Genomic DNA, 26038 nt, shown 5'->3' on the forward strand with positions numbered 1-26038 from the left:
TAATGGGGCGAGGGTTTCCGTTCCGTTGCGAAACTCGGCGGCTCTCGGCGGATCGGCATGCCGATGCCAGCCTGCTTCGGTCATGTTCGAATCGATTCCTCAACGGATGCCGATGCCTACGTGGATCATCCAATCCGACCACCTCATCCTGAGGCGCCCGCGTCAGCGGGCCTCGAAGGAGGTCTCCAGAACCCGGCGCGCGAACTGGACCCCTCCTTCGAGGCCTCCGCTTCGCTGCGGCGCCTCAGGATGAGGATTCTGCCGGGATGAGAATGGCTTGACGAGGCCGAAGTTCGCCTTCTCCCACCCGACCACCTCAGGATGAGGTCAGCCACTGGAGATACAATTCAAAATGGATTTGGGGCGATGCCGTGGCTCGTCAGGAGCCGGCTGTCCCATGAAGGCTTGCCGCGTCGTCAGTCCGCCGGCCGCCGCGCCGCGCCGCATTCGCGCGCCCTGCCCTCGTCCACCAGGAGCTCCGCCGGTGGCGGATGGCTGAGAAAGCCGGTGGGGCTCGCCGTCAGCCCGTAGGCGCCCGATTGCAGGACGGCCACGAGGTCGCCCGCCGCGAGGTCCGGCAGCGGCGTCGTGCGGGCCAACATGTCGAGGGGCGTGCAGAGCGGGCCGACCACGGCGCAGGGCGAACGCGGGCCGCCCCGGTCCACCACGCTCGTCACGGGGTAATCGCGTTTGACCACCTGTCCGAGATTGCCGGACGCCGCGAGATGGTGGTGCATGCCGCCATCGGTGATGACGAAGCGGCTGCCCCGCGAGAGTTTCACCGCCCTCACCCGCGCCACGTAGGCACCCGCCGGCCCGGCGAGGAAGCGTCCGGGTTCGAGCACGATCCGCGCCGCCCTGAGGCGGGGGTCGGACTTCACACGGGCGATGAGCGCCGGCATTCCGTCGCGGATGGCGTCGAGGTCGAGGGCGGTGTCGGTGGAGAAATAGGGGATGCCGAGGCCGCCGCCGAGGTCGATCGTCTCCAGCGGGCGGGCGATCCGGTCGGCCACCCGCTCCGCTAGGGAGAGACCGTAGGCCCATTGCGACAGAAGGGTCGCGGCGACGAGCCCCTGCGTCCCGGCAAAGAGGTGGATGCCGGAGAGATGCAGGCGCGGCTCGGCCTCCACCGCATCGACGACGGCCTCGAGTTCCTCCTCGTCGAAGCCGAAGGGCGAGGGCTTGCCGCCCATCCGCATGGCGCCTCCCTGTGCGTCGGGCCCCGGATTGATCCGGATCGCCACCCGCTGGACGGTGCCGTGGCGCTCCGCGGCCTCGGCCACGCGCCTCATCTCCTCGCCGTTCTCCAGATGGATCTCGCCGATCCCGCCGGCGACGGTGGCCTCGATGTCGGCGTCGCTCTTGCCCGGACCGGCGAACAGGATGTGGCGCGGATCGACACCGGCCGCCCAGGACGCGGCGAATTCCGCAGCCGATGCGATCTCGGCCCCCGCCCCCTCGTCGCGGAAGACGCGGATGATTGCGGGGGCCGGGTTGGCCTTCACCGAGTAATCCACCACCGCGAAGCCGGCGACCGCCCCCGCGAGGTCGCGATAGGCGCGGCGCAAGAGGTCGGCGTCGTAGACGAAGAACGGCGTGCCGTGGGTCTCGGCGAGGCCGCGAAGATCGAGGCCGCCCACATGGAGCACGCCGTCGCATCGCGAAAAATTCGCGGCGACGAGGCGGTCCGCGAGGCTGTCGCCGATCGGGTCAGACATAGCTCGTCCGTTCCGCCACCAGGCGCTTGTAATCGACCTTGCCGTTGGGCGTCGTGGGCAGGGCCGGGACGGTCTCGACGGCGCGCGGAACCATGTGCGGAGGCAGCGTCCGCCGCACGGCCTGCAGCACCTCGTCCGGAGCGGGGCCGCTCCCGGCCGGCACGGCGACGGCGTGGATGCGCTGCCCGAGGCCGGGATCGGCCAGACCGATCACCGCCACCGCCCGGAACGCGCCGGTCTCCATCAGCGCCTCCTCCACCTCGGTGGGGCTCACGCGGAAGCCGGCGCTCTTGATCATCGCGTCCTCGCGGCCGAGGAAGCGGAAATAGCCGTCCTCGTCCTCCACCACGAGGTCGCCGGAGCGGCAGACGAGGGTGCCGTCCTGCGGGGAACGCGGGTCAGGCACCAGGACGCGTGCCGTATCCTCCGGCCGGTTCCAGTAGCCGAGGGACACGGTGGGGCCGCGATGGTGGAGGATGCCGGGCTCGCCGGGCCGGGTCCGCCGCCCGTCGGCGTCCACGGCGAAGATCTCGGTCTCGGGGATGGCGCGGCCCATGGAGCCCGGCCGCGCGTCGATCTCGCCCGGAGGCAGGTAGGTGGAGCGGAAGGCCTCGGTGAGGCCGTACATCAGCACGATGTCGGTGTGCGGGAGCGCCCGGCGCAGGCGCGCCACGGTCTCCTGCGGCACCGCGCCGCCCGAATTGGTGAGGATGCGCAGGCTCGCCAGATCCGCCTTGCCGAGCCTCGGCGCCGCGCGGGTCAGCAGGGTCCACAGGGTCGGGACGCCGGCCAGGATCGTGATCCGGTGATGTTCGATGGCCTGCACCACCTCGTCGCCGAAGCGGAACTCGAGGAGGACGAGACAGGCGCCCTGCTCGACGCTCGTGAGGAGCTGGTTCAGGCCGTAATCGAACGAGAACGGCAGGACCGACAGGATGCGGTCCTCGGGCGCGATGGCGAGATAGCTGCGCACGATCCGCGTGCCGGCCAGGAGATTGGCGTGGCTCAGCATCACGCCCTTCGGCAGCCCGGTGGAGCCGGACGTGTAGAGGATCGCCGCGAGGCCGGGCGGCGGAGCGGTGACGGTGTCGGGGGCGAGCCTGACGATCAGCGGGTGGGCGAGCCCTCCCCCCTCTGCGGGGGGAGGGTCGAGGGCGGGGAGCAGGGTGGCGTCGGTGACGAGGAACCGTGCCCCGCAATCGGCGAGGATATGCCGGACCTGACGCGGGCGCAGGCTCGGATGGATCGGCACGACGACCGCCCCGACCCGGCCGACGGCGAAGATCGCCACGCATTCGGCGATGGATTTCGGAAGCAGGATGGCGATCCGGTCGCCGGGTCCGGCGCCGTCCTCGCGCAGCCTCCGGGCCAGCCGCTCGACCTCGGCCCGCAACCCGCCATAGCTCAGCCGTTGGTCGCCGGAGACCAGGGCGATCCGCTCGGACGCGCAGGCCGGACCGTCGAGGAGATCGTGAAGCAGGGCGGGCGCCGGCATGGTGCTAAGCGGGTTCGGCAAAAGGGGTCACCGGTCTTGCGTCCTCGGACCCGCTCAGGGCTGCGCCCCGACCCGCTTGGCCTCGACGAAGGCGGCCAGGGCGTCGACGCTCTCGAAATGCGCGAGGGCGAAGGCGTCCTCCTCGATCTCGAAGCCGAACCGGTCGCCGAGCTCCATCATCAGGTCGAGCACGCCGATGGAATCGAGGGCATCGCTGGTGACGAGGGAGGTCGATCCGGTCACCGCACCCGGCGCGAGGCCGGGATTGCGACCGGCGATGAAGGCGAGGATCGCCTCGCGCGCGGCGGCATGTGTCTCGACCACGTTCCGGTCCCCCATCGGCCGTCCCGTCGGCCGTCGCCGCCCATAGCGATGTCGGCCGGGCAAGTCCATGAGCCCCTCCCCGGCGCGGCCTTCGGGCGGTAAGCAACCTGCACAATAACGGCGTCGCCCATCGGCCGGTCCGATCGGATACGCCCAATGAGCGATTGCCAGGGGGCGTGGCGAAATCTAGGTTCCGTGCGTCAAGACCAAGGATAAAGCCGATTCTCGTGGTGTGAATACATGAGAATTTCTCCTGCATTCGAGCGGGGCTGCCATGACACATGACACGATCCGGCGATCGACGGCCGAGTTTTTCGGGACGTTCTGGCTCACCTTCGGAGGCTGCGGCGCGGCCATCGTCTCCGCATCCTACCCCGCCCTCGGCATCGGCTTTCTCGGCGTGGCCCTCGCCTTCGGGCTCACGGTGCTGACCATGGCCTATGCGGTGGGGCATATCTCAGGCGGCCATTTCAACCCGGCCGTCACCCTCGGCCTGTGGTCGGCCGGACGCTGCGCCGACCATCACGTGGTCCCCTACATCGTGGCGCAGGTCGTCGGAGCGGTGTTCGGCGCGGGCGTGCTCTACCTCATCGCCTCCGGCAAGGCCGGATGGGTGCCGGGCGGTTTCGCCTCGAACGGCTACGGCGACCTCAGCCCGGGCAAGTACGGATTGCTTTCCTGCTTCCTGGTGGAGGCCCTCGCCACCTTCTTCTTCCTGTTCATCATCATCGGAACGACGTCGAAGGGCGCGGCCACCGGGTTCGCCGGCATTCCCATCGGCTTCGCCCTGGTCCTGATCCACCTGATCTCGATTCCGATCACCAACACCTCCGTCAACCCGGCGCGCAGCAGCGGCCCGGCCCTGTTCGCGGGCGCGGAGGCCATGGGGCAGCTCTGGCTGTTCTGGCTGGCGCCGATCCTCGGTGCCGTCACGGCGGGCGCCATGGCGCGCTGGCTCTACGAGCCGGACACGCTCATCGAGACCACCATCGTGGAGAAACGGTCGGCGGCGTGAGGGTCGACCGGCCGAGCGGTTGGGCCTCGGGGCCGAGGTCCGCCCTCTCCCACCCGACGACCTCATCCCGGGGCGCCGCGAAGCGGCCTCCAGAACCCGGAGTGCCAGTTGGAGCCCTCCTTCGAGGCCTCCGCTTCGCTCCGGCGCCTCAGGATGAGGATTCTGGTGGGATGAGAATAGGATGACCGAGGCCGACATTCTCCTCTTCCCACCCATCCACCTCATCCTGAGGCGCCGCGAAGCGGCCTCGAAGGAGGCCTCCAGAATCCACGGCGCGAACGGGAAGCTCCCTCCCCTCTAACTCTGCCAGACCCGCGGCATCGGCATGCCCCGGTAAGCCACGAGGAGGCGCGCGGCCGTCGCCCGCAGGGCGTCGGGGGCGGCGCTCAGGAATCGGGCAACGAGGTGCCCGTTCCAGGCACTGGCGGCGACGTCGACCCCCGGTGACGCGAGCGCGTCCACGTGGGTGCGGAACGCCTCCAGCCGCGCCTCGGCATCGGGCGAGACGTCGAGGAGGGTCGCCATGGCCCGGGCGCCGCCGCCGAGGGCGGTCCGCTCCAGCAGGGCCGTGATCGGACCGTCGAAGGCGAGGGATTCGGCATAGGCCAGACGCCCGCCCCGGCGGATACGCCACGCATCCCGGAACAGGCCAGAGTCCAGGCGCTCGTGGCGGGCGGTGCGCCCGAAGACGACGGCCTCGAAAACGAGCAGGCGCGCATCCGCGGCGAGATCGGCCTCGAACCGCCGCTCCAGCCGCGCCCGGTCGAACAGGATGGTCTCCTGCGGCAGCCAGTCGAGGCGTGCCCCCTCGGCGAGCACCGCCCGCGTGCCCACGTGACTCGACGGTCCGTCGGATTTGTAGATCTTCTCGGCGGCGGTGGTGGTGAGGACGAGATGGGCGCCCGGGCCGATCTCCGCCTCGACCTGGAACCCGTCGCCGCAGGCGATGCCGCCCGCCGTGTTCAGGAGGACCGCCTCGCAGGCCCCCGCGGCGTGGCGCGGAAGCCGCAGGCGCAGGGGCCCGGCCTCGGAGAGGTCGGCCACATGCGTGCCGATTCCGTGGCGGACGACGCGCACGCGGACGCGCCCGTCGGAACGTTGCCGCGCCGGCGCCGCGTCGGGGGACGGCACGGCGATACGCGATCCGTCGATGCTCGATTCGTCTTGGGCCACGCGCGTGCGGGCTCGGTCGTTCGCCGCCTCAGGCCGGTCCCGTGGCGACGGGCCGCGCGGGGTCGACGCCCCATTCGGACCAGGAGCCGTCATAGAGCGCGCGGGGGGGATGACCGAGGGTCTCGAGGGCCAGGGCGACGATGGCCGCCGTCACGCCCGAGCCGCAGGTGGTGATCACGGGTCGGGCCGGATCGACGCCGGCATCGGCGAAGACCTTGCGCAGGGCCTCCGCGTCCTTCAGCCGGCCGTCGGCCTGGAGCGCGGAATAATGGACGTTGCGCGCGCCCGGCATGTGGCCGGGGCGCACGCCGGGGCGCGGCTCGGCCTCCTCGCCGCGAAAACGCGGGGCGGAGCGGGCATCGACCACCTGGGCCGAGCCGGTCTCGAGGGCGCGGGCGACGTCGGCGGCATCGGCCACGGCCCCGTGGTCGAGGCGCGCGGAGAAATGGCGCCGGTCGCGGCGGGGACCGTCGCCATCCTCGGTGGGACCGCCGGCGGCGAGCCAGGCCGGAAAGCCGCCCTCCAGGATCTGCACGTCGCGCACGCCGAAGGTGCGCAGCATCCACCAGACGCGGGGCGCCGAGAACAGGCCCATCCCGTCATAGACGACGATGTGCATGCCGTCGCCGATCCCGAGCTCGCGCATGCGCGAGGCGAAGACCTCCGGCCGGGGCAGCATGTGCGGCAGGGGCGAGGTCTCGTCGCTCATGGCGTCGATGTCGAAGCGGATCGCGCCGGGGATATGGGCGGCCTCGTATTCGGCTGCGGCATCGCGTCCCTGGGCGGGCAGGTACCACGACGCATCGAGCACGATGATGCCCGGTGCGCCGAGACGCTCCTTGAGCCAGCCGGTCGTGACGAAATGCGAAGGCGCCATGTCTGCTCTGTCCGATCATAAGGAGGTCGACGCCACTCAACCACATCCGCCCCCGGCTTGCCCAGTCGCCGGCTCGCCGGGGCGGCACCTTGCGCACGCCCCATCTTGCACAGGCGCCACGTTGAGGCGAAAGCTCCCCGCAATGACCAGCCATCGCCACAGACGTCATCCGGAGGCCGCCCGATCGTGACTCCGCGCGAGACGTTCCACATCGAGATCCTCGGCTCCGAGGACGAGGGCGAGGACCGCGTGCGCCAGCGCCTGTCGATCCGCACGAGCGGGGCGGAGAGCGCCACGGAGCGCGCGCTCCTGCTGTTCGCGCGGGCACGGGCGCCGCAGCGCTCCGGCGGACCGGCCGAGGCGGTGCGCGTCATCGACGGGGCCGGGACGGAGGTGTTCCACCGGACCCGCTTCGACGAGACCGCCTGACCATGCGCCTCCTCGCGGCCCTCGGCGCGATGCTGCTGTTCGCCGGCCTGTTCGTGCGCAGCTACACCGTGCCTCCGGCTCCCGACCGGCGGGGCGGCACCACCCTGGCCCTGGCCTATCCGAACCGCGCCCTGTTCGGCAGCCCGCGCGGCGATTGCGTCGGCACGCCCCCGGACGAGGTGGTCATCGCCTGCCTGATCGGCTCCGTATCCCGGTTCCGCGCCGAATCGATGCCCCTCGTCCAGCTCCCCTTCTGCGGCACCTGCTACGGCCTGTCCCAGAGCCTCGCCGCCCTCGGCCGCGACGAGAATGCGGTCCGGGCCAAGCTCGATCAGATGGCGCGATACGGCTGGTAAACCCCCGCGCCCGGCGAATGGCTCGGGCACCACGTTGACTTCGCAGGCGCGAAAGCGCATATCGCAGTTGCAGCGTCAGCGGCCGTGACAGGTTCGCTTGAGAGGGCTGCGTGACGGATCGCCGATTGCGCGTCAGCGCGGCCCAAGCGACCTGAGCCCCTCTCTTCAACGTGCATGCACCCGGATCGCCCCATCACGCGGGCGGCCTCCAGCTCAACGGACCAGCCCCTTCGACAAGACGGCCATCGTTTCGGTGGTGTCCGGCCGGTCCCGCTGCCTGAAAGTCTACCCTTGACCCAATTCACCGATTTCGGCCTCGCAGAGCCCGTTCTGCGCGCCCTGGATGAGGCCGGCTACAAGACCCCGACCCCGATCCAGGCCCAGGCCCTCCGCCCCGCCATGGAAGGCCGCGACCTCTGCGGCATCGCCCAGACCGGCACCGGCAAGACCGCGGCCTTCGCGCTGCCGATCCTCCACCGCCTCGCCCAGAACCCGCGCAAGGCCATCCGTCGCGGCTGCCGCGTGCTGGTGCTCTCGCCCACCCGCGAGCTCGCCAACCAGATCGCCGAGAGCTTTTCCGACTACGGGAAATACCTGTCGTTCACCAACACCGTGGTGTTCGGCGGCGTCACCATCTCCCGCCAGGAGAAGGCGCTCGCCAACGGCGTCGACATCCTCGTCGCCACGCCGGGCCGCCTCATGGACCTCATCGAGCGCCGCTCGCTGACCCTCGAAGCCGTCGAGATCCTCGTCCTCGACGAGGCCGACCAGATGCTCGACCTCGGCTTCATCCACGCCCTCAAGCGCATCGTGAAGATGCTGCCGAAGGAGCGCCAGAGCCTGTTCTTCTCGGCCACCATGCCGAAGAACATCGCCGGCCTCGCCGACCAGTATCTCCGCGACCCGGTGCAGGTCGCCGTCACCCCCGTGGCGACCACCGCCGAGCGCGTCACCCAGGAAGTCATCTTCGCCCATACCGGGGCGAAGCAGGCCCTGCTCAACCACATCCTGCGCGACCCGAAGATCGAGCGCGTGCTCGTCTTCACGCGGACCAAGCACGGCGCCGACCGCGTCGTGCGCGGCCTGGAGAAGGTCGGGATCAACGCCTCCGCCATCCACGGCAACAAGTCCCAGCCGCAGCGTGAGCGGGCTCTCGCCGCGTTCAAGGACGGGTCCTGCCGGGTGCTGGTCGCCACCGACATCGCCGCCCGCGGCATCGATGTCGAGGCGGTGAGCCACGTCATCAACTACGACCTGCCCAACGTGCCCGAGAGCTACGTCCACCGCATCGGCCGCACCGCGCGCGCCGGGGCGAACGGGCTCGCCATCTCGTTCTGCAACGACGAGGAGAAGGCCTACCTGCGGGATATCGAGCGCACCACGCGCCAGAAGATTCCCGTCGGCGCCTTCCCCGAAGGCTTCAACCCGCCGACCCGCCAGGAGGCCGCCGAGGCCGCCCAGGCCGAGGAGCGCCGTCCGGCGCCCCAGGGCCAGCGTCCCGGCCAGCGCCAGGGCCAGCGTCCCGGCGGCGGTCGTCCCGGCGCCGGTGCCCGTCCGGGCGGCGGTCGCGGTGGTCAGCCCGCCGGGCAGGCCAGGTCCGGCCGTCCCCAGGAGGGCCGCGGCGATCGCCCGTCGGACGGACAGGGCCGCGGCCCCCGTCCCGACCAGCGCGGCGACAACCGCGCTCCGCGCCAGGGCGAGCGCCCGCGCAGCGGCGGCGCCGGCAGCAATGCCGGCGGCGAAGGCCGTGCCATCGGCTGGCTCGATCGCTTCCCGCGTTCCTGATCTCACTTAACGCTTCGACGGTCGGGTTCGCCCGGCCAAGCAGGTTCGCGTTGGTAAGCCAACGCGAACCTGCTTGGTTTTCTGGTGTGGCGCAGGTTTTGGTCGCAGAACCGGCGGCCACTTCCGCGAAACCTGCTTAGACGCCGCCCCGGATCATCCGGGGCGGCGTTGTCGTGTCCGGGCTCGCTGCCGGGACGGGATTGCCGACGGGCGATTCCGCGCCATCTGACCCTATGGCGGTCATCGCCGCGAGGGAGGCGTGGACATGCGTTTCGAACTCTACCGGGATTCGGGTGGCGAGTGGCGCTGGCGCCTCCGGGTCACGAACGGCAACGTCATCGCCGATTCGGCCGAGGGTTATGCCCGCCGGGAAGATTGCGAGCGCGGCATCACCCTGGTGAAGGGCTCGGCCGAGGCCAGCGTGGTCGACATGACGCTGAAGATCGCCTGACCCATCCACGCGGTCCCGCTCGGGCGAAGGCCGTTCGCCACAAGGCTAACCGTTAAGCGTGCCGGCAGGGGGCATGAAACGGTTTGCCGATTCCGTGCGTTCGGCTGACGGCCAAGCATGCATTCCCGCGCATGCCGTCGTATCATCACCGTCGTTCGATCATCCGAGGAGTCATGAACGTGTTGAGGAAACTCCTTCTGGCCGCATTGCTGGCCCTGGGCTTCGCCGCCCTGGCCCCCCAGGGCGCTTCGGCCGCGCCCATCGGCCCGGTTTCCGCCCTTCAGAGCGAGGCCGCACCGGCCGTCGTCGAGAAGGCGCAGTATTACTACCGCCGGCCGTATTACCGTCGCCCGTTCTACCGTCGCCCCTATTACGCCCGCCCGTATTACCGTCGTCCGTACTTCGCGCCGCGTCCGTTCTACCGTCGCCCGTACTACGCCCCGCGCCGGTTCTACGGCCCGCGTCGCTTCTACTACTGAGTCGGCCACGCCGGCCGGTTTCGAGGCCCGGTCGTCCCCTTCGGGACGGCCGGGCTTTTTCTTGACCTGACGCCACCTCTCGGCCGATGCAGGAGGCCAAGCCGCGCCTCGGACGAACCAAGGCCGCGCCTCGGACGAACCAAGGCCGCGCCTCGGACGAACCAAGGCCGGCGGCGATCAGGGGGGAGACCGCAATGGGCGAGACCAGCGACCCGCGTGGGGACCTCACGGTGCGCACCATCGCGATGCCGGCCGACACCAACGCCAACGGCGACATCTTCGGCGGCTGGGTGATGTCGCAGATGGACCAGGCCGGGGGCATCGCGGGCGTCGACCAGGCGCAGGGCCGCGTGGTCACGGTGGCGGTCGATGCGATGACCTTCATCCGCCCGGTGCGGGTGGGCGACGTGCTCTGCGTCTACACCCGGGTCGAGAGCGTCGGCCGCACCTCCATGAAGATCCAGGTCGAGGCCTGGGCCCGGCGCTTCCGCACCAAGCTGCGCGAGAAGGTGACCGAGGCCACCTTCACCTTCGTGGCCATCGACGACGACGGCCGCCCGCGCCGGCTTCCCAAGCCGGAGCCGGAGAGTTCTTCGCCGGAGCCGTGAGGCCCTGAGAGGCGGGCATCAAACGTTCGGAGGGGCCACGCGCTGGCGCAGGCCGGTGATGACGGCCTTCAGGACGTCGGAATCGACCTGATGCCCCGTGGCCGAACGGACGGCGTCGACCCGGTCGTGGACGAAGGCGAGCTTGGCGATGACGGCCGGGGTCAGCTTGAAGGGATAGAGCGCCGGCTGCCCCATGCTCCGGCTGAGGGAATTCACCGCGTAGGTCAGCGGCAGCCAGACCGAGACCAGCCGGTCGAGGTCGGGGGACTGGTATGGATCGAAATCGATCACCACGGCCTCCGGCGCGCTGCTGCGCAGGCGCGGCCGCAGGTGGAGCTCGAAGGCGCTCGCCGTCTCCACCGTGTCGACGATGTGGAGGTAATGCGCCCAGGTCTCGGCGAAATCCTCCCACGGGTGGCTGGTGGCGTAGGCGCTGACGTAGGATTCCTGCCAGTCCGGCGGCGCGCCCTGGGCGTAGTAGCGCTGCAGCGCCATGCCGTAGCTGGCGCGCTCGTCGCCGAACAGGTCGCGGAACGCCCAGATGCTCGGGTCGTAGCGGACCAGGACGTTCCAGAAATAATGCCCTATCTCGTGGCGGAAATGCCCGAGCAGCGTGCGGTAATACTCGCCGAACAGCATCCGCCGGCGTTCGCGCTCGACGTCGTCGGCCTCGGCGATGTTGAGGGTGATCAGGCCGCTGCGATGCCCGGTGAGGACGGGCGGGCCGACGCTGTAGCTCTCGGCCGGATCCACCAGGAAATCGAAGGCGAGGCCCGTGGCCGGGTTCTCCTCCCGCGTCATCAGGGGCAGGTCCAGGCGCAGGAGCGAGTAGAACAACCGGTGCTTGGCCGCCTCGATCTGGCGCCAGCGGGTGAGGTTCCAGTCGAGGGTCAGGTCCGGGACAACGCGGTTGTGCCGGCAGGAGGTACAGTAGCGGTCCTGGCTGTCCTCCGGCACCAGCCAGTTGCACGCGTGGTAATCGGCATTCGCGCAGAAGCGGTATTTTTGGGCCGGGTCGGCATAGGCATGCCAGACCGAACCCGAGGGTTCGAGGGCCGACATCTCATGCGACTGGCAGACATAGCCGAGCCGCCGCTGGCAGCTGTCGCATTCCGTGCTCTCGAAGCTCACCGGCTGGTCGCAGGCCTGGCACTGAAAGACCTTCATCGGGCGGCCGCGCCCGCCGGACGGACGCCGCGGAGGGCGAGCGGGAGCGTGTCGCGGCGGCGTCCCGCGCCACGATGCACGGAATTTGCTTCGTGCCCGGCGACGGGCCGCATCGCCACGCCGTATGTCTGAACTGCCAGGGCCAAGATCCTCACGCGATGAACGTCTTCGCCTTCCACCACCCGGTCGGGCAACGTCGCTGTAGACTAGCACCGAATTCGACTGCCGTCGGCGCTGTTCCCGGCCTATGGTCATTCGGCCTCGAAACGCCGATGACAGCCGGGATGCGCTTCGGCGATGCGCTCCGGCTTCCCGCCGCCGGCGCGCGTTCATCGCGCGCCCGGCACCACGTCTGAACCAGCGGGAGTCCCCGTGTCCATCAAAGCCGCCCTCCACCACGTCACCCACTACAAGTACGATCGGCCGATCCAGCTCGGACCACAGGTGATCCGCCTGCGCCCCGCGCCGCATACGCGCTCGTCCGTGCCGGCCTATTCCCTGAAGATCCTGCCGGAGAACCACTTCATCAACTGGCAGCAGGACCCGAACGGGAACTGGCTCGCCCGTCTGGTCTTCCCCGAGCGGACCACCGAGCTGAAGATCGAGGTCGATCTGATCGCCGAGATGGCGGTGATCAATCCGTTCGACTTCTTCGTGGAGGACTACGCCCAGACCCGCCCCTTCGCCTACGAGAGCGACCTCACGGCGGAGCTGAAGCCCTATCTCGTCACCGACGACGCCACGGGACCGGAGATCGACGCGCTGCTCGAGCGGCTGCCGGAACAGCCCAACACCGTGCTCTTCCTCGTGGCCCTCAACGCCATGATCGCCTCCGAGGTGACCTACGGCGTGCGTATGGAGCCGGGCGTCCAGACGCCGGCCGAGACGCTAACCCTGAAGAGCGGCTCCTGCCGCGACTCCGCCTGGCTCCTCGTCCAGGTGCTGCGCCGCATCGGTCTCGCAGCACGGTTCGTCTCCGGCTACCTGATCCAGCTCATTCCCGACACGACGGCGGTGGACGGCCCGGCCGGCACCTCCACCGACTTCACCGACCTGCATGCCTGGGCCGAGGTCTACCTGCCGGGCGCCGGCTGGATCGGCCTCGACGCCACCTCCGGCCTCCTCTGCGGCGAGGGTCACATCCCGCTCGCCGCCACCCCGCACTACCAGTCCGCCGCGCCGATCTCGGGCCTCGCCGAGCCCGCCGAAGTGGAGTTCGGCTTCGAGATGACGGTGACCCGCGTGGCCGAGGCGCCGCGCATCACCAAGCCCTTCTCCGAGGAGGTCTGGGCCAAGATGGATGCCCTGGGCGAACGGATCGACGTCGATCTCGCCGAGCAGGACGTGCGCCTGACCATGGGCGGCGAGCCGACCTTCGTCTCCATCGACGATTTCGAATCGGCCGAGTGGAACGCCGCCGCCGTGGGGCCGACCAAGCGCGGCCTCGCCGACAAGCTGATCCGGCGCCTGCGCACCCGCTTCGGGCCGGGCGGCATGCTGCATTACGGCCAGGGCAAGTGGTATCCGGGCGAGAGCCTGCCGCGCTGGGCCTTCGCCCTGTACTGGCGCCGGGACGGCAAGCCGATCTGGAGCAATCCGGACCTCGTCGCCAAGGAGGATGGCCCGCGTGACGCCACCTCCAGCAAGGCGAAGGCGCTGATCGACGGTGTCGCCAAGCGCCTCGGCCTCGAAACCTACGTGTTCCCCGCCTTCGAGGACCCGATCTACTGGGAGGAGAAGCGGGAGGAGCTGCCGATCAACGTCACCACCTCGGACGCCAAGTTCCCGAACCCGGAGACCAATGCCCGCATCGCGCGGGTGTTCGACCGCGGCCTCGGCGAGGCCGCCGGCTATGCCCTCCCCCTGGCGAGCCTGCCGCTCGGCAAGGACGATCCCGACGACCGCCGCTGGATCTCGGAACCCTGGCAGTTCCGCCGCACCCACGCCTTCCTGACGCCGGGCGATTCACCGGTGGGGTATCGCCTGCCCCTGAGCTCGCTGCCCTTCGTGCCGCCGGAGCACTACCCCTACTACCAGCCCCAGGATCCGCTTGAGGAGCGGGGCGCCCTCCCCGAGGGTCATCCCGGCACGAAGACCGAGAACGGATCGGGCGTCACCGGCGTCGCCGTGCGCACGGCCCTCGCCGTCGAGCCGCGGGACGGGGTGCTGCGGGTGTTCATGCCGCCACTGCAGCGGGTGGACGAGTATCTCGAACTCATCGGCCATCTCGAGGCCGTCGCCGCCGAGCTGAAGCAGCCCCTGCATATCGAGGGCTACGAGCCGCCGTTCGATCCGCGCCTGAACGTCATCAAGGTCACGCCCGATCCCGGCGTCATCGAGGTCAACGTGCATCCCGCCACCTCCTGGCGCGAGGCCGTGACCATCACGAGCGAGCTCTACGAGGATGCCCGCCAGATCCGCCTGGGCGCGCAGAAGTTCATGACCGACGGCCGCCATACCGGCACCGGCGGCGGCAACCACGTGGTGCTGGGCGGCGCGACGCCCAACGATTCGCCGTTCCTGCGCCGGCCCGACCTGCTCAAGAGCCTCGTGCTCTACTGGCAGCGCCACCCCTCGCTCTCCTACCTGTTCGCCGGCCTCTATATCGGCCCGACGAGTCAGGCGCCGCGCATGGACGAGGCCCGGCACGACGGGCTCTACGAGCTCGAGATCGCCATGGCGCAGGTGCCCAAACCCGACGAGCCCAACATCCCGCGCTGGCTGGTGGACCGGATCTTCCGCAACATCCTCGTGGACGTCACCGGCAACACCCACCGCTCCGAGATCTGCATCGACAAGCTCTACTCGCCGGACGGCCCCACCGGCCGCCTCGGCCTCTTGGAGTTCCGCTCCTTCGAGATGCCGCCGGACCCGCGCATGAGTCTGGCCCAGCAACTCCTGCTACGGGCCATCGTCGCCTGGGCCTGGCGCGAACCGCAGGAAGGCGGCTGTGTCCGTTGGGGCACGGGCCTGCACGATCGCTTCATGCTGCCCCACTTCCTCTGGACGGACTTCCTCGGCGTGCTGGAAGACCTCCGCCAAGCCGGTTACGACTTCGATCCGGCGGCGTTCCAGGCGCAGTACGAGTTCCGCTTCCCCGTCTTCGGGACGGTGGAGCAGGGCGGCGTCAAGCTGGAACTGCGGCAGGCATTGGAGCCCTGGCACGTGCTGGGCGAAGAGGGGACGATCGGTGGAACGGTGCGGTACGTGGACAGCTCGGTGGAGCGTCTGCAGGTCAAGGTCCAGGGCTTCGTCCCCGGCCGCCACATCATCAGCTGCAACGGCCGGCGCCTCCCGATGACGAGCACCGGCACGGTGGGCGAAGCGGTGGCGGGCCTGCGCTTCAAGGCGTGGCAGCCGGCCTCCTCGATGCATCCGACGATCCCCGCGCATTCGCCCCTCACCATCGACATCCTCGATGCGTGGAGCGGACGCTCGATCGGCGGCTGCCGCTACCATGTCAGCCATCCCGGCGGGCGCAACTACGAGACCTTCCCGGTGAACACCTACGAGGCCGAGGGGCGCCGTCTCGCGCGCTTCCAGGCCCACGGCCACACCCCCGGCAAGGTCGAGATGCCGGCCGAGGAGATCAGCCGCGAGTTCCCGCTCACCCTCGATCTCAGAACGCCAGCACCCCGATGACCCAAATGGCCGAGGCGCAAGCCGGAGGATCGGCGTCGCATGTCGCGCGCTGGACCTCGGACTACCGACCCCGGCCAGGAATCCCGGACGAGTTCGCGGGGCCCGACGGCCCTCGCGAAGGGCCTTGCAAAGGGGCCTGGCCGCGCCTGCTCGACCGCCTCGGCGCCCTGAGCGGCGCCGAGATCACCGCCCGCTTCGCCTCGGCCGAGCGGCACATCCGCGATACCGGCATCTCGTATCGGATCTACGGCGACCAGCGCGAGCATGCCTGGCCGCTCAGTTCCCTGCCCCTGGTGATCGAGGGCGCCGAATGGCGCGCCCTCAGCGCCGGCATCGTCCAGCGGGCCGGGCTGATGGAATCCATCGTCTCCGACATCTACGGCCCCGGCCGGATGGTGTCGGAAGGGGTGCTGCCGGCCGCCCTCGTGGCCGGTGCGCCGGAATTCCTGCGCCCGCTCTCGGGGGTGACGCCGCCGGGCGGGCGCTGGCTCAAGCTCTATGCCGCCGATATCGGCCGGGGGCCGGACGGGCGCTGGCGGGTGCTCGCCGACCGGACCCAGGCTCCCTCCGGCCCCGGCTACGCGCTGGAGAACCGGATGGTGCTGACCCGCGCCTTCCCGGACCTCTATGCCGACCTTCATGTCGAGCGCCTCGCCCCGTTCTTCCAGGCGTTTCGCGACGGCCTGGTCATGGGCGCGCAGCGCAGCGACCCGCGCATCGGCCTGCTGACGTCCGGCCCCTTGAGCTCGACCTATGTGGAGCAGGCGGCGTTGGCGCGCTATCTCGGCCTGCTGCTGGTGGAGGGCGACGACCTCGTGATGCAGGACGGGGTGCTGCATGTGCGCACCGTCTCCGGCCTCAAGCGCATCGACGCCCTGTGGCGGCGCATCGACTCCGACTATCTCGACCCGCTCGAACTCAACCCGGCCTCGCGCCTCGGCGTGTCCGGCGTGCTGGAGGCCCTGCGCGACGGAAGCTTGGTCGTCGGCAACATGCCGGGTTCCGGCATCCTCGAATCGGGGGCGCTCGGGGCCTACCTGCCGCGCATCGCACGCTACTTCCTCGGCACCGACCTCAGCCTCCAGGGGCCGAAGAGCTGGTGGTGCGGCGATCCCGAATCCCTCGCCCATGTGCGCGACAACCTCGAACGGCTGGACCTGCGGCCGGTGGCGACCCCGACCAAGGGCATGGGGCGCGACGCCATCCTCGGGCCGCACGCCATCGTCGCCGAGCGCGAGCGCGTGGTGGCCGCCCTGCGCGACCGTCCGTTCGACTACGTGGCTCAGGAGCACGCCCCCCTCTCCACCATGCCGGGCTGGGAGCCCGGCCCCGACGGGATGCGCCTCGTGCCCCGCCCCTTCGTGCTGCGCGTCTTCGCGGCGGCGACGCCCGACGGCTGGCGGGTGATGCCCGGCGGCTTCTGCCGCATCTCCGAGCGGCCCGACGTGAACCCGATCGAGATGCGGGCCGGGATCAAGTCGGCGGATGTGTGGGTGCTCTCGGACGGCCCGGTGGAGCCCGTCTCGCTGATGCATCCGGGCGCGCCCCGCGTGCGCCGCATCGCCGGCCACCTGCCGTCCAGGGCGGCCGACAACCTGTTCTGGTTCGGCCGCTACGTGGAGCGGGCGGAGGCGGTGATCCGCCTCGTCATCGCCCATCTCGGCAGCGTCGGGAACGCGGTGATCGCCGACATGGCCGGCACCGAGAGCGCGCCCACCGCGCTCCGCATCCGCGCCCTGCTGGACGAATGGGGCGCCATCGAAGCGCCCGACCTGCCGACGGCGAAACTCGCACAGGAGGCCCTGAGCGGGCGGGCGACCTACGGGTCCGCCCTATCGCACAGCCTGTCGGCGCGCCACAACGCGGCGTCCCTGCGCGAGCGGCTGTCGAGCGAGGCCTGGCGTGCATTGGCCGACCTCAAAGACCTCCTCGACCTCGACGAGGCCAGGGAACTGGCCGAGGCCGAGCTCCTCGGGCTGGCGGAGCGGGCGCTCGGCCATATCGCCGCCCTGGCGGGGCTGGCGCAGGAGAACATGAACCGCACGGCGGGCTGGCACTTCGTCGATCTCGGCCGCCGGATCGAGCGGGCGATCAACACCTGCTCCTTCGCCGCCCGGTTCGCGGGGGACGAGGCGACGGCCGAGGACCTCGGCGTCATGCTGTCCCTCTGCGATTCGCACGTCTCCTTCGGCGCGCGCTACATGCAGGGCGTGGCCATCGACCCGGTGCGCGACATGGTGCTCCTCGATCCCTTCAACCCGCGCTCCGTCGCCTTCCAGATCGAGGCGATCTGCCGGCATCTCGCCGACCTGCCGGCACTGCGCGTCGACGGCCTGCCCGAGTCGCACCGGCGCCTCGCCCAGAAGCTCGCCGCGGAATTCACCACGGCCGAGGCGTCGGAGCTCGACGGGGCGGCCCTGTCCCGCCTCGAGAACACCTTCGAGGGCCTGGCCGACGCGATCGTCACCCGCTACTTCCCCAACGGACCGCATGCCATGCGGCCGGAAAAGCTGGTGGGGCTCGCGTGATCTATACGCTGCGCCACCTCACCACCTACCGCTACGGCAAGCCCGTCCGCTACGCCCGCTGCGCCCTCAGGCTGCAGCCGCGCGACGGGGAGGGGCAGAGCGTCCTGTCGAGCGAGCTCACCATCTCGCCGACGCCGCGCACCCGCACCGTGCGGCGCGACTATTTCGGCCTCGACGTGGTGACCTTCCTGATCGACTCCCCGCACAGCGAATTGCGGGTCGAAGCCCTGTCGCGGGTGGAGGTGAAGCGGCCGCCGCTGCCGGAGCCCGAATCCGGCATGCCCTGGGAGACGGTGCGCGACACGGCGATCTCCGGCCGCTCGATGGCGCCCGACGCGCCCGTGCATTTCGTGTTCCCGAGCGTCAGGGTTCCCCTCGATCCGGACGTGACCGACTATGCCCGGGCCAGTTTCACCCCCGGCCGGAGCGCGTATGGCGGCGCCGTCGACCTGATGCGGCGCATCCGCACCGACTTCACCTTCGACGCCAAGGCGACCACCGTCCACACGCCGCTGGCCGAGGCCTTCGCCCTCAGGGCGGGGGTGTGCCAGGATTTCGCGCATATCATGATCGCCGGCCTGCGCGGCCTCGGCCTGCCCGCCGCCTATGTCAGCGGCTACATCCGCACCATCCCGCCCGCCGGCCGGCCGCGCCTGCGGGGCGCCGATGCCAGCCATGCCTGGGTCTCGGTCTGGTGCGGGGATGGCTGGATCGGCCTCGATCCCACCAACAACATCGGCGCCTGCGACGACCACATCGTGGTGGCGCGGGGCCGCGACTACACCGACGTCTCCCCCATCGACGGCATCGTCTCCTCCTCCGGGCCGCAGAAGCTCAAGGTCGAGGTGGACGTGATCCCCGACGGCGAGGCGATGCCGGAGGCGGCGGGCGAGCCGGAGGCCGAAACGGCCTGAATCCGGGCCTCGAAGGAGAGGTCCACTTCGCGCTCCGAGTTCTGGAGGCCTCCTTCGAGGCCGCTTCGCGGCGCCTCAGGATGAGGTGGTCGGGTTAGGAGAAGCCAAACCTCGGCCCCGGCAACCAATTCTCATCCCACCAGACTCCTCATCCTGAGGTGCTGCAGCGAAGCGAAGGCCTCGAAGGAGGCATCCAGCCCGCACAACGGTGCTGGAAGCCTCCGTCGAGGCGGTACCGCCGGGCGAAGCCTCAGCCGCCCTCCCCCTGGAACGGATGGATCGGCGGGATCAGCGCCGCGGCGAGTTCCAGCCGGCCGGAGATGACGCCGCGCTCGGTGATCATCGTGTCGGCGATGGTCTGCAGCGTAGCCGCCGGCCCCTGGACCAGGACCACTTCGAGGGTCTGGTTGTTCATCAGGTGGACGTGGAGCGAGGAGATCACCTCGGCGATGTAGCGCCGCTGCAGGTCGGCCAGACGCTGCTGCACGCCCGGCGCGAGATGATCGTAGAACAGCGTGATCGTGCCCACCATCACCCGGTCGCCGACCTTGTGTCGGTGCTCCACGAGCGAGCGGTGGAGGATCGTCGCCACTGCCTGGGAGCGGCTGGCGAAGCCCCGCTCACCCACCATGGTGTCGAGTTCGCAGAGCAGGTCCTCGGACAGCGACAGGCTGATCCGGCTCACCGGCTTGCGCCGCCCGCCCGCGCCCTCCTCCGGGACCGCCCCGTCATCGGCACCCATCTCGGTCTCGTCGCCACCGGCCATCGGGCCTCTCCTCCATGCCGGGCCGAACCTGGCACGTCTCTTGTATGGGTGAAACGCAATCGGTATTACGATTTCCAGCGATCGTACTACGCGGTTCGGAGAATGCAGATGCACCTTTCCACGATCCTGACCGCCGGACGCAAGGCCGTCACGGGCTGCGCCCTCGCCCTGGGCCTCCTCACGGCCTCCGCCTCCATCCCCGTGGCGCACGCCGCCGAGCCCCTGCGCATCGGATACAGCGATTGGCCCGGCTGGGTGGCCTGGCAGGTCGCCATCGAGAAGGGCTGGCTGAAGGAAGCCGGTGTCGACGCGAAGTTCGAGTGGTTCGACTACTCGGCCTCCATGGACGCGTTCTCCGCCGGCAAGCTCGACGCCGTCACCTGCACCAACGGCGATGCCCTGGTGATGGGCGGCAACGGCGCCAAGAACGTCATGATCATGCTCACGGATTACTCCAACGGCAACGACATGATCGTCGGCAAGCCCGGCGTGAAGGCACTGGCCGACCTCAAGGGCAAGAAGGTCGGCCTCGAAGTCGGCCTCGTGGAGCATCTCCTCCTCATCAACGGCCTGACCAAGCTCGGCCTCAAGGAGACGGACGTCACCCTGGTCAACGCCAAGACCAACGAGACCCCGCAGGTGCTCGCCTCCGGCGACGTCTCGGCCATCGGCGCGTGGCAGCCCGTCGCCGGGCAGGCGATGAAGGGCGCGGCCGGCGCCAAGCCGCTCTACACCTCCGCCGACGAGCCGGGCCTGATCTACGACGTGGTCACCGTCTCGCCGGCCAGCCTGTCGGGACGCCGGTCCGAGTGGATCAAGTTCGTCGGCGTCTGGAACAAGGTCGTCGCCTATATCCAGGACCCGAAGACGCAACCCGACGCGGTGGCGATCATGGCGGCCAAGGTCGGCATCGACGCGCCCACCTTCACGCGCTTCCTCAAGGGCACCAAGCTCCTCACCCTGGCCGAGGGCGCCAAGGTGATGAAGGATGCCGACGGGTTCGGCTCCCTCTACGGCTCCAGCCGCTACGCCGACGCCTTCAACGTCAAGTACGAGGTCTACAAGACCGCCCAGGACGTGAAGAGCTACATCGACCCCGCGCTGACCGACGGCAAATGAGCGCGGAGATGCGCCAGGGCGTGGAGCGAGCGCCCCTTCTCCCCCCTGCGGGAGAAGGTGGCCCGCGCAGCGGGTCGGATGAGGGGAGCGCCATTTCCGGAGAGGTCACCCCCTCTCCCGGTCGCTCCGCGACCACCCTCCCCCGCGAAGGGGGGAGGGACGCGCCGGCCCTGCGGCCGTCCCCGCGCCGTCGCTCCTGGGTCGGCGTGGCCCGGCCGCTCTCGCCGCGCCGGCGGACGAGCCTCGCCATCCTGTCGTTCCTGATCCCGCTCCTCGCCTGGGCGGCGGTCTCCTACGTGCCGTTCCTGTGGCATCCCCTGGTGGAAGTGACCGAGCCCGGCGACATCGCCTGGATGGAACCGGGGATGCGCGTGCCGAAGGCCGCCTTCGCGGAGGAGGTCGCCTCGGCCAAGGCCGCCGGCACCGCGGAGCCCGCGGGCAGGCCCGCCAACCCGGTCTACCTCCCCGCCCCGCACGAGGTGGCCACCGCGTTCTGGACCTCGCTGACGGCCCAGCCGACCCAGCGCGACGCCATCCGCCTGCCCTTGAGCCTGTGGCACTCGATCCAGATCATCGCCCTCGGCTTCCTGCTGTCGTCGCTGATCGGCGTGCCGCTGGGAATCCTCTGCGGCGCCCAGCCGACTTTGGCGCGCCTCACCGAGCCGGTCATCGAGTTCGTGCGCTACATGCCGGCCCCCGCCTTCGGTGCGCTGATGGTGGCGATCCTCGGCATCTATGACGGGCCGAAGATCGCGATCATCGTCATCGGCACCTTCTTCCAGCAGGTGCTGGTCATCGCCAACACCACCCGGCGGATCGAGCCGCTGCTGATCGAGGCGGCCCTGACGCTCGGCGCGCGGAATCTCCGCCTCATCCGCCGGGTGATCGTGCCGGCGATGCTGCCGCAGCTCTACCGCGACCAGCGCATCCTCCTCGGCTGGGCCTGGACCTACCTCATCGTCGCCGAACTCATCGGCACCTCGTCGGGCATCACCTTCTTCATCACGCAGCAGGCCCGCTACCAGCATTTCGACAACGTCTACGCCGCGATCCTCATCATCGGCCTCGTCGGTTCGGCCACCGATCTCGCCCTCGCCTGGCTCGGCCGCCGGCTGTTCCCCTACGACAGGAGCGAAGCGTGAACTCGGTCTCTCCCGTCTCCTCGCCCGTCGCCTCTCCCGTCGTCCTGCCGATCGAGGCCTGCGACTACCGCACCCAGTGCGAGCCGGTCCGTGCCCGGTTCGAGAAGCTGAAGAGCCGCGAGGTCGCCCTCCGGGTCGAGAAGCTGACGAAGACCTTCCGCAAGCCGGACGGCGGCACCACGGTGGCCCTGAAGGACATCGACCTCGTCACCCACCGGCGCGAGTTCCTCTGCGTCGTCGGGCCTTCGGGCTGCGGCAAGTCCACCTTCGTGCGCATCCTCGCCGGGCTCGAGACTTCCACCTCGGGCGTGGTCAGCGTCGAGGGCGTGCCGGTCTCGGGGCCGGGGGCCGACCGGGGCATGGTGTTCCAGGGCTACACCCTGTTCCCCTGGCTCAGCGTGCTGCGCAACGTCGCCTTCGGGCTCGAAGAGAACGGGACGCCGCGTCGGGAAGCGGAGCGCGAGGCCCGGCAATGGCTGGCGCTGATCGGGCTGGAGGCCTTCGCCGACAGCTACCCGCACCAGCTCTCCGGCGGCATGAAGCAGCGCGTGGCCATCGCCCGGGCGCTGGCCACCCGGCCGCGCATCCTGCTCATGGACGAGCCGTTCTCGGCCCTCGACACCCAGTCGCGCGCCCGGATGCAGGCCTATCTCATCGAGATCTGGAAGAAGATCGACATCACCATCGTCTTCATCACCCACGATCTCGACGAGGCGGTGCATCTGGCCGACCGCATCCTCGTCCTCAGCGCCCATCCGGGCGAGGTGGCCGAACTCATCGAAGTCCCGGTGCCGCGCCCGCGCAGCCACAACCAGGCGCTCACCCCCGAATTCCGCGCCACCCGCGCCCGCCTCGATGCGCTGATCCACCCGCCGAAGGACGAGGCCGAAGACAGCGTCGCCCCCGACGTGGTGACGCGCATGACGTCTGCCGGGGACGAGGTGGAATGATGTATCGCGCTCATTCTCCCGGTGTCGTGCGCATCCCCCTCTCCCCGCGTGCGGGGAGAGGGCTTCCTGCCCCCTTGTCGGGGCAGGAAGCGAGGCGGCAGCCGACGGTGAGGGGGCGGTTCCGGTTGAGCCACATCCGTCGACACCCCCTCACCCTCGCTTCGGCTTCGCCTGCGCTACCCGCCGGCACGACGGGGTGCCTGCGGGCCTCTCCCCCCGTCGACACCCCCTCACCCTCGCTTCGGCTTCGCCTGCGCTACCCGCCGGCACGACGGGGTGCCTGCGGGCCTCTCCCCGCCCGGCGGGGAGAGGGGAGCGCGCCTGTGTCGTCGATCTTCGGGCATCTCGGACATGACCACACCCTCCCCCCTCCTCTGGGCGAACCGCATCTGGGACGAGATCCCCGGCGACCTCGCCGCCGTCTCGCGTGCGGCTGAGCGCATCCCCCTCTCCCCGCGTGCGGGGAGAGGGCTTCCTGCCCCCTTGTCGGGGCAGGAAGCGAGGCGGCAGCCGACGGTGAGGGGGTGGTTCCGGTTGAGCCACATCCGTCGACACCCCCTCACCCTCGCTTCGGCTTCGCCTGCGCTACCCGCCGGCACGACGGGGTGCCTGCGGGCCTCTCCCNGGTTCCGGTTGAGCCACATCCGTCGACACCCCCTCACCCTCGCTTCGGCTTCGCCTGCGCTACCCGCCGGCACGACGGGGTGCCTGCGGGCCTCTCCCCGCCCGGCGGGGAGAGGGGGTCGCGCCTGCGTCGTCGACCTTCAGGCATCCCGGCCATGACCACACCCTCCCCCCTCCTCTGGGCGAACCGCACCTGGGACGAGATCCCCGGCGACCTCGCCGCCGTCGCCTATGCCGCCATCCTGCCGGTGGGGGCCACCGAGCAGCACGGGCCGCATCTCGGCACGGGCATGGATTTCGTCCTGGCCGAGGCCCTGACGCATGCGGTCTCGGCGCGGACCCGCGTGCCGGTGCTCCCCACCCTGCCCTATGGCTGTTCCCTCGGGCACAGCCGGCGCTGGCCGGGCACCATCACCCTCGATCCCGTGATGATGACGCGGCTCGTGGCCCAGATCGGCACCTCGGCCTACCAGTCGGGCGTCCGCCGGCTGTTCATCGTCAACGCCCACGTCACCAACGCCGCGCCCCTGCGCTGCGCCCTGGAGATGCTGCGCGCCGCCCATGACGACCTCATGGTCGCCCTGGTGAACTCCGCCACGGTGAGCGAGCGCGTCCGCGCCGCGCATTTCGCCGACGCCGACGACTGGCACGCCAACGCCGCCGAGACCGCGCTGATGATGGCGACGGCGCCCGATCTCGTGCGCCCGGACCGCATCGCCGATGCGGACGATCCCGACCGGACGGAGGGGCTCGTCTTCTCCCATCCGGTCAACCGGACGAGCCTGAACGGCGTCACCGGACGCCCCTCGCAGGCGAGCCTCGAAGACGGGGAGCGTCTGTTCGGCTGGATGGTCGAGGACCTGTCCGCCCTCGTCCTGCGGGGCCTCTCCGAGACCCCGCCGCTGCCCCATTCCTTCTCCGTTTCCGCTTAAAACCAAGGAGCCGCCCGATGGCGCATGCCACCGAAATCGATCCCGCCATTGCCAAGCTGCAGGACGACCTGCGCGCCAAGGGCGTGAAATACGTCATCGGCGCCTATGTCGACATCCATGGCGCGCAGAAGGCCAAGGTGGTGCCCGTCGACCACCTGCCGCAGATGGCGGCGGGGTCCGAGCGCTATACCGGCTATGCCCTCGACGGGCTCGGCCAGGCCCCGAACGAGGACGAGCTCGCCTCGGTGCCGGACTTCTCGCAGCTGATCCAGCTGCCCTGGGAATCGAAACTGGCCTGGTGCCCGGCCGACCTCACCTTCCAGGGCCAGCCCTACCCGCTCTCCACCCGCGTCGCCCTGAAGACCGTGCTGAAGGATGCCGAGGCCATGGGCTTCGGCTTCAACCTCGGCATCGAATGCGAGATCTTCCTGCTCAAGCAGGAGGCGGACGGCTCGCTGCACACGCCGATCCCCGACGATAAGCTGGTGAAGCCCTGCTACGACGTGCGCGGCTTCGTCGACAACTTCACCTGGCTCGACAAGGTCGCCACCACGATCAACGATCTTGGATGGGACTTGTATTCCTTCGACCACGAGGATGCCTGCGGCCAGTTCGAGTTCGATTTCAACTATGCCGACGCCCTGACCATGTGCGACCGGCTCACCTTCTTCCGCATGATGGCCAAGCACTATGCCAAGGAAGAAGGCCTCATCGCCACGATGATGCCCAAACCCTTTGCAGATCGCACCGGCAATGGCGCGCATTTCAACATGTCCCTCTCCGACAAGGAGACGGGCAAGAACGCCTTCGCCTGCGACCCATCGGCCGATCCGCGCGGCCTCGGCCTCACCGAGACCGGCTACCACTTCATCGGCGGCGTGCTGAAGCACGGGCGGGCGCTCTGCGCCGCCTTCGCGCCGACCGTGAACAGCTACAAGCGCCTCGTGCGCCAGGGCTCCATGGCCGGCTTCTCCTGGGCGCCGGTGTTCAACTCCTACGGTTCGAACAACCGCACCAATTCGGTGCGCGTGCCGGCCGGCGGCGGACGCTGCGAGAGCCGCAACGCCGACGGCGCGGTGAACCCCTACCTCGCCGCCGCCCTGGTCCTGGCGGCGGGTCTGGAGGGCGTGCGCGAGCGGATCGATCCGGGGGCTCCCAACGAGGACAACCTCTACGACCTCACCGACGCCCAGCGCGCCGAGCGCGGCATCGAGTTCCTGCCCCAGACCCTCGCCGAGGCGGTGGACGCCTTCGCCGCCGACCCGCTGGTGGAGAAGACCCTGGGCAAGGCGCTCCGCGACGAGTTCATCCGCTACAAGCGCGCCGAGTGGGAGGAGTATCACCTCACGGTCAGTGCCTGGGAGATCGAGCGCTACAGCCATCTGTTCTAGGCAGGCTCAACAAACGTGGTCGCCGGTTTTGCATCGTGACACCGGCGACACGTCAAAGGCCCGGGCGAGGTGAAGCATTGGCGGGCCGATACGAACCTCGCTTGTCGTTAACCCTCGCTCGAAGCGGATTCTCAACACACTCATGCTTCTCTC

The 26038-nt window shown here is 69.9% G+C and carries 22 protein-coding genes and 1 pseudogene; 16 read left to right on the forward strand and 7 right to left on the reverse strand.

The genetic code is table 11. The annotated features are described in order from the left end of the window. Nucleotides 1-416: 416 nt before the first annotated feature. The 3 genes from ASF34_RS00305 to ASF34_RS00315 are packed head-to-tail and all read right to left on the reverse strand — an operon-like array spanning nt 417 to nt 3537. Nucleotides 417-1718, reverse strand: coding sequence for a type III PLP-dependent enzyme (locus tag ASF34_RS00305; protein WP_056157495.1), 1302 nt, complete (start codon nt 1716-1718; stop codon nt 417-419). Further along, the gene (locus tag ASF34_RS00310; RefSeq protein ID WP_056157497.1) at nt 1711-3213 is read right to left on the reverse strand and encodes an AMP-binding protein; all 1503 of its coding nucleotides are present in this window, start codon (nt 3211-3213) and stop codon (nt 1711-1713) included. Before ASF34_RS00310 ends, ASF34_RS00305 begins: the two co-directional genes overlap by 8 nt. A 54-nt stretch (nt 3214-3267) precedes the next feature. After that, nucleotides 3268-3537, reverse strand: coding sequence for an acyl carrier protein (locus ASF34_RS00315; protein WP_238254079.1), 270 nt, complete (start codon nt 3535-3537; stop codon nt 3268-3270). Between the two features lie 274 nt (nt 3538-3811). On the opposite strand from ASF34_RS00315, the gene aqpZ reads away from it, so the two are divergent. Continuing rightward, nucleotides 3812-4552, forward strand: coding sequence for an aquaporin Z (gene aqpZ / locus ASF34_RS00320; RefSeq protein ID WP_018043088.1), 741 nt, complete (start codon nt 3812-3814; stop codon nt 4550-4552). A 297-nt stretch (nt 4553-4849) separates the two neighbouring features. Here the strand turns inward: aqpZ and ASF34_RS00325 are convergent, their stop codons facing one another. Continuing rightward, a complete protein-coding gene (locus ASF34_RS00325) occupies nt 4850-5683 on the reverse strand; it encodes an urease accessory protein UreD (RefSeq protein WP_056158825.1) in 834 nt (277 codons plus the stop codon). 70 nt (nt 5684-5753) lie between these two features. Continuing rightward, nucleotides 5754-6602: a 3-mercaptopyruvate sulfurtransferase gene (sseA, locus tag ASF34_RS00330; RefSeq protein ID WP_056157500.1), complete on the reverse strand. Its 849-nt coding sequence runs from the start codon at nt 6600-6602 to the stop codon at nt 5754-5756. Between the two features lie 186 nt (nt 6603-6788). On the opposite strand from sseA, the gene ASF34_RS00335 reads away from it, so the two are divergent. The 6 genes from ASF34_RS00335 (at nt 6789) to yciA (ending at nt 10710) form a co-directional block, all read left to right on the forward strand. Further along, the gene (locus ASF34_RS00335; protein ID WP_056157503.1) at nt 6789-7031 is read left to right on the forward strand and encodes a hypothetical protein; all 243 of its coding nucleotides are present in this window, start codon (nt 6789-6791) and stop codon (nt 7029-7031) included. Nucleotides 7032-7033: 2 nt separating this feature from the next. Next, on the forward strand, nt 7034-7387 hold the full coding sequence (locus tag ASF34_RS00340) for a hypothetical protein (RefSeq protein WP_056157506.1): 354 nt from the start codon (nt 7034-7036) through the stop codon (nt 7385-7387). A 291-nt stretch (nt 7388-7678) separates the two neighbouring features. Then, complete coding sequence (locus ASF34_RS00345; RefSeq protein ID WP_018043082.1) at nt 7679-9172, forward strand: DEAD/DEAH box helicase; 1494 nt, start codon at nt 7679-7681, stop codon at nt 9170-9172. A 265-nt stretch (nt 9173-9437) separates the two neighbouring features. Beyond that, entirely contained in the window at nt 9438-9623 is a 186-nt protein-coding gene (locus ASF34_RS00350; RefSeq protein ID WP_056157507.1) for a YegP family protein, read from the forward strand. Between the two features lie 179 nt (nt 9624-9802). After that, the gene (locus ASF34_RS00355; protein WP_026175810.1) at nt 9803-10102 is read left to right on the forward strand and encodes a hypothetical protein; all 300 of its coding nucleotides are present in this window, start codon (nt 9803-9805) and stop codon (nt 10100-10102) included. Between the two features lie 194 nt (nt 10103-10296). Continuing rightward, nucleotides 10297-10710, forward strand: a complete 414-nt coding sequence (gene yciA / locus ASF34_RS00360) for an acyl-CoA thioester hydrolase YciA (RefSeq protein WP_018043079.1) — start codon at nt 10297-10299, stop codon at nt 10708-10710. Nucleotides 10711-10728: 18 nt separating this feature from the next. Here the strand turns inward: yciA and ASF34_RS00365 are convergent, their stop codons facing one another. After that, the gene (locus ASF34_RS00365) at nt 10729-11877 is read right to left on the reverse strand and encodes a zinc-binding metallopeptidase family protein (protein ID WP_056157510.1); all 1149 of its coding nucleotides are present in this window, start codon (nt 11875-11877) and stop codon (nt 10729-10731) included. A gap of 372 nt (nt 11878-12249) precedes the next feature. Between ASF34_RS00365 and ASF34_RS00370 the strand changes: the two genes are divergently transcribed. Genes ASF34_RS00370 through ASF34_RS00380 form a run of 3 tightly spaced genes read left to right on the forward strand, consistent with a single transcriptional unit; the run spans nt 12250 to nt 18961 of the window. Beyond that, on the forward strand, nt 12250-15519 hold the full coding sequence (locus ASF34_RS00370) for a transglutaminase family protein (protein WP_156465558.1): 3270 nt from the start codon (nt 12250-12252) through the stop codon (nt 15517-15519). After that, nucleotides 15516-18047, forward strand: a complete 2532-nt coding sequence (locus ASF34_RS00375; protein WP_056157515.1) for a circularly permuted type 2 ATP-grasp protein — start codon at nt 15516-15518, stop codon at nt 18045-18047. Before ASF34_RS00370 ends, ASF34_RS00375 begins: the two co-directional genes overlap by 4 nt. Further along, entirely contained in the window at nt 18044-18961 is a 918-nt protein-coding gene (locus tag ASF34_RS00380; RefSeq protein WP_056157517.1) for a transglutaminase family protein, read from the forward strand. Before ASF34_RS00375 ends, ASF34_RS00380 begins: the two co-directional genes overlap by 4 nt. A gap of 250 nt (nt 18962-19211) precedes the next feature. Here the strand turns inward: ASF34_RS00380 and nikR are convergent, their stop codons facing one another. Next, on the reverse strand, nt 19212-19727 hold the full coding sequence (nikR, locus tag ASF34_RS00385; protein ID WP_200913181.1) for a nickel-responsive transcriptional regulator NikR: 516 nt from the start codon (nt 19725-19727) through the stop codon (nt 19212-19214). 102 nt (nt 19728-19829) lie between these two features. Between nikR and ASF34_RS00390 the strand changes: the two genes are divergently transcribed. The 6 genes and pseudogenes from ASF34_RS00390 to glnT all read left to right on the forward strand — a co-directional run bounded on the left by ASF34_RS00390 (nt 19830) and on the right by glnT (nt 25885). Beyond that, entirely contained in the window at nt 19830-20846 is a 1017-nt protein-coding gene (locus tag ASF34_RS00390; RefSeq protein ID WP_156465559.1) for an ABC transporter substrate-binding protein, read from the forward strand. Continuing rightward, a complete protein-coding gene (locus ASF34_RS00395) occupies nt 20843-21988 on the forward strand; it encodes an ABC transporter permease (RefSeq protein WP_156465560.1) in 1146 nt (381 codons plus the stop codon). Before ASF34_RS00390 ends, ASF34_RS00395 begins: the two co-directional genes overlap by 4 nt. Further along, complete coding sequence (locus ASF34_RS00400; RefSeq protein WP_018043071.1) at nt 21985-22938, forward strand: ABC transporter ATP-binding protein; 954 nt, start codon at nt 21985-21987, stop codon at nt 22936-22938. Before ASF34_RS00395 ends, ASF34_RS00400 begins: the two co-directional genes overlap by 4 nt. Nucleotides 22939-23289: 351 nt before the next feature. Continuing rightward, nucleotides 23290-23562 (forward strand): annotated as a pseudogene (locus tag ASF34_RS23270) (hypothetical protein); the annotation flags it as partial. A 155-nt stretch (nt 23563-23717) separates the two neighbouring features. Further along, nucleotides 23718-24494, forward strand: a complete 777-nt coding sequence (locus ASF34_RS00405) for a creatininase family protein (RefSeq protein WP_056157521.1) — start codon at nt 23718-23720, stop codon at nt 24492-24494. Between the two features lie 17 nt (nt 24495-24511). After that, complete coding sequence (gene glnT, locus ASF34_RS00410) at nt 24512-25885, forward strand: type III glutamate--ammonia ligase (protein WP_056157524.1); 1374 nt, start codon at nt 24512-24514, stop codon at nt 25883-25885. Nucleotides 25886-26038 lie beyond the last annotated feature (153 nt).

Origin of the sequence: Methylobacterium sp. Leaf106 (assembly GCF_001422895.1) — a bacterium.
Lineage (GTDB): Bacteria > Pseudomonadota > Alphaproteobacteria > Rhizobiales > Beijerinckiaceae > Methylobacterium > Methylobacterium bullatum.

What these genes read in the sequence shown, in the direction of transcription:
- ASF34_RS00305 (WP_056157495.1), bottom strand. Translation starts at nt 1,718, where the DNA reads ATGTCTGACCCGATCGGCGACAGCCTCGCGGACCGCCTCGTCGCCGCG.
- ASF34_RS00310 (WP_056157497.1), bottom strand. Translation starts at nt 3,213, where the DNA reads ATGCCGGCGCCCGCCCTGCTTCACGATCTCCTCGACGGTCCGGCCTGC.
- aqpZ (WP_018043088.1), top strand. Translation starts at nt 3,812, where the DNA reads ATGACACATGACACGATCCGGCGATCGACGGCCGAGTTTTTCGGGACG.
- sseA (WP_056157500.1), bottom strand. Translation starts at nt 6,602, where the DNA reads ATGGCGCCTTCGCATTTCGTCACGACCGGCTGGCTCAAGGAGCGTCTC.
- ASF34_RS00340 (WP_056157506.1), top strand. Translation starts at nt 7,034, where the DNA reads ATGCGCCTCCTCGCGGCCCTCGGCGCGATGCTGCTGTTCGCCGGCCTG.
- ASF34_RS00350 (WP_056157507.1), top strand. Translation starts at nt 9,438, where the DNA reads ATGCGTTTCGAACTCTACCGGGATTCGGGTGGCGAGTGGCGCTGGCGC.
- yciA (WP_018043079.1), top strand. Translation starts at nt 10,297, where the DNA reads ATGGGCGAGACCAGCGACCCGCGTGGGGACCTCACGGTGCGCACCATC.
- ASF34_RS00365 (WP_056157510.1), bottom strand. Translation starts at nt 11,877, where the DNA reads ATGAAGGTCTTTCAGTGCCAGGCCTGCGACCAGCCGGTGAGCTTCGAG.
- ASF34_RS00375 (WP_056157515.1), top strand. Translation starts at nt 15,516, where the DNA reads ATGACCCAAATGGCCGAGGCGCAAGCCGGAGGATCGGCGTCGCATGTC.
- nikR (WP_200913181.1), bottom strand. Translation starts at nt 19,727, where the DNA reads ATGGCCGGTGGCGACGAGACCGAGATGGGTGCCGATGACGGGGCGGTC.
- ASF34_RS00390 (WP_156465559.1), top strand. Translation starts at nt 19,830, where the DNA reads ATGCAGATGCACCTTTCCACGATCCTGACCGCCGGACGCAAGGCCGTC.
- ASF34_RS00395 (WP_156465560.1), top strand. Translation starts at nt 20,843, where the DNA reads ATGAGCGCGGAGATGCGCCAGGGCGTGGAGCGAGCGCCCCTTCTCCCC.
- ASF34_RS00405 (WP_056157521.1), top strand. Translation starts at nt 23,718, where the DNA reads ATGACCACACCCTCCCCCCTCCTCTGGGCGAACCGCACCTGGGACGAG.
- glnT (WP_056157524.1), top strand. Translation starts at nt 24,512, where the DNA reads ATGGCGCATGCCACCGAAATCGATCCCGCCATTGCCAAGCTGCAGGAC.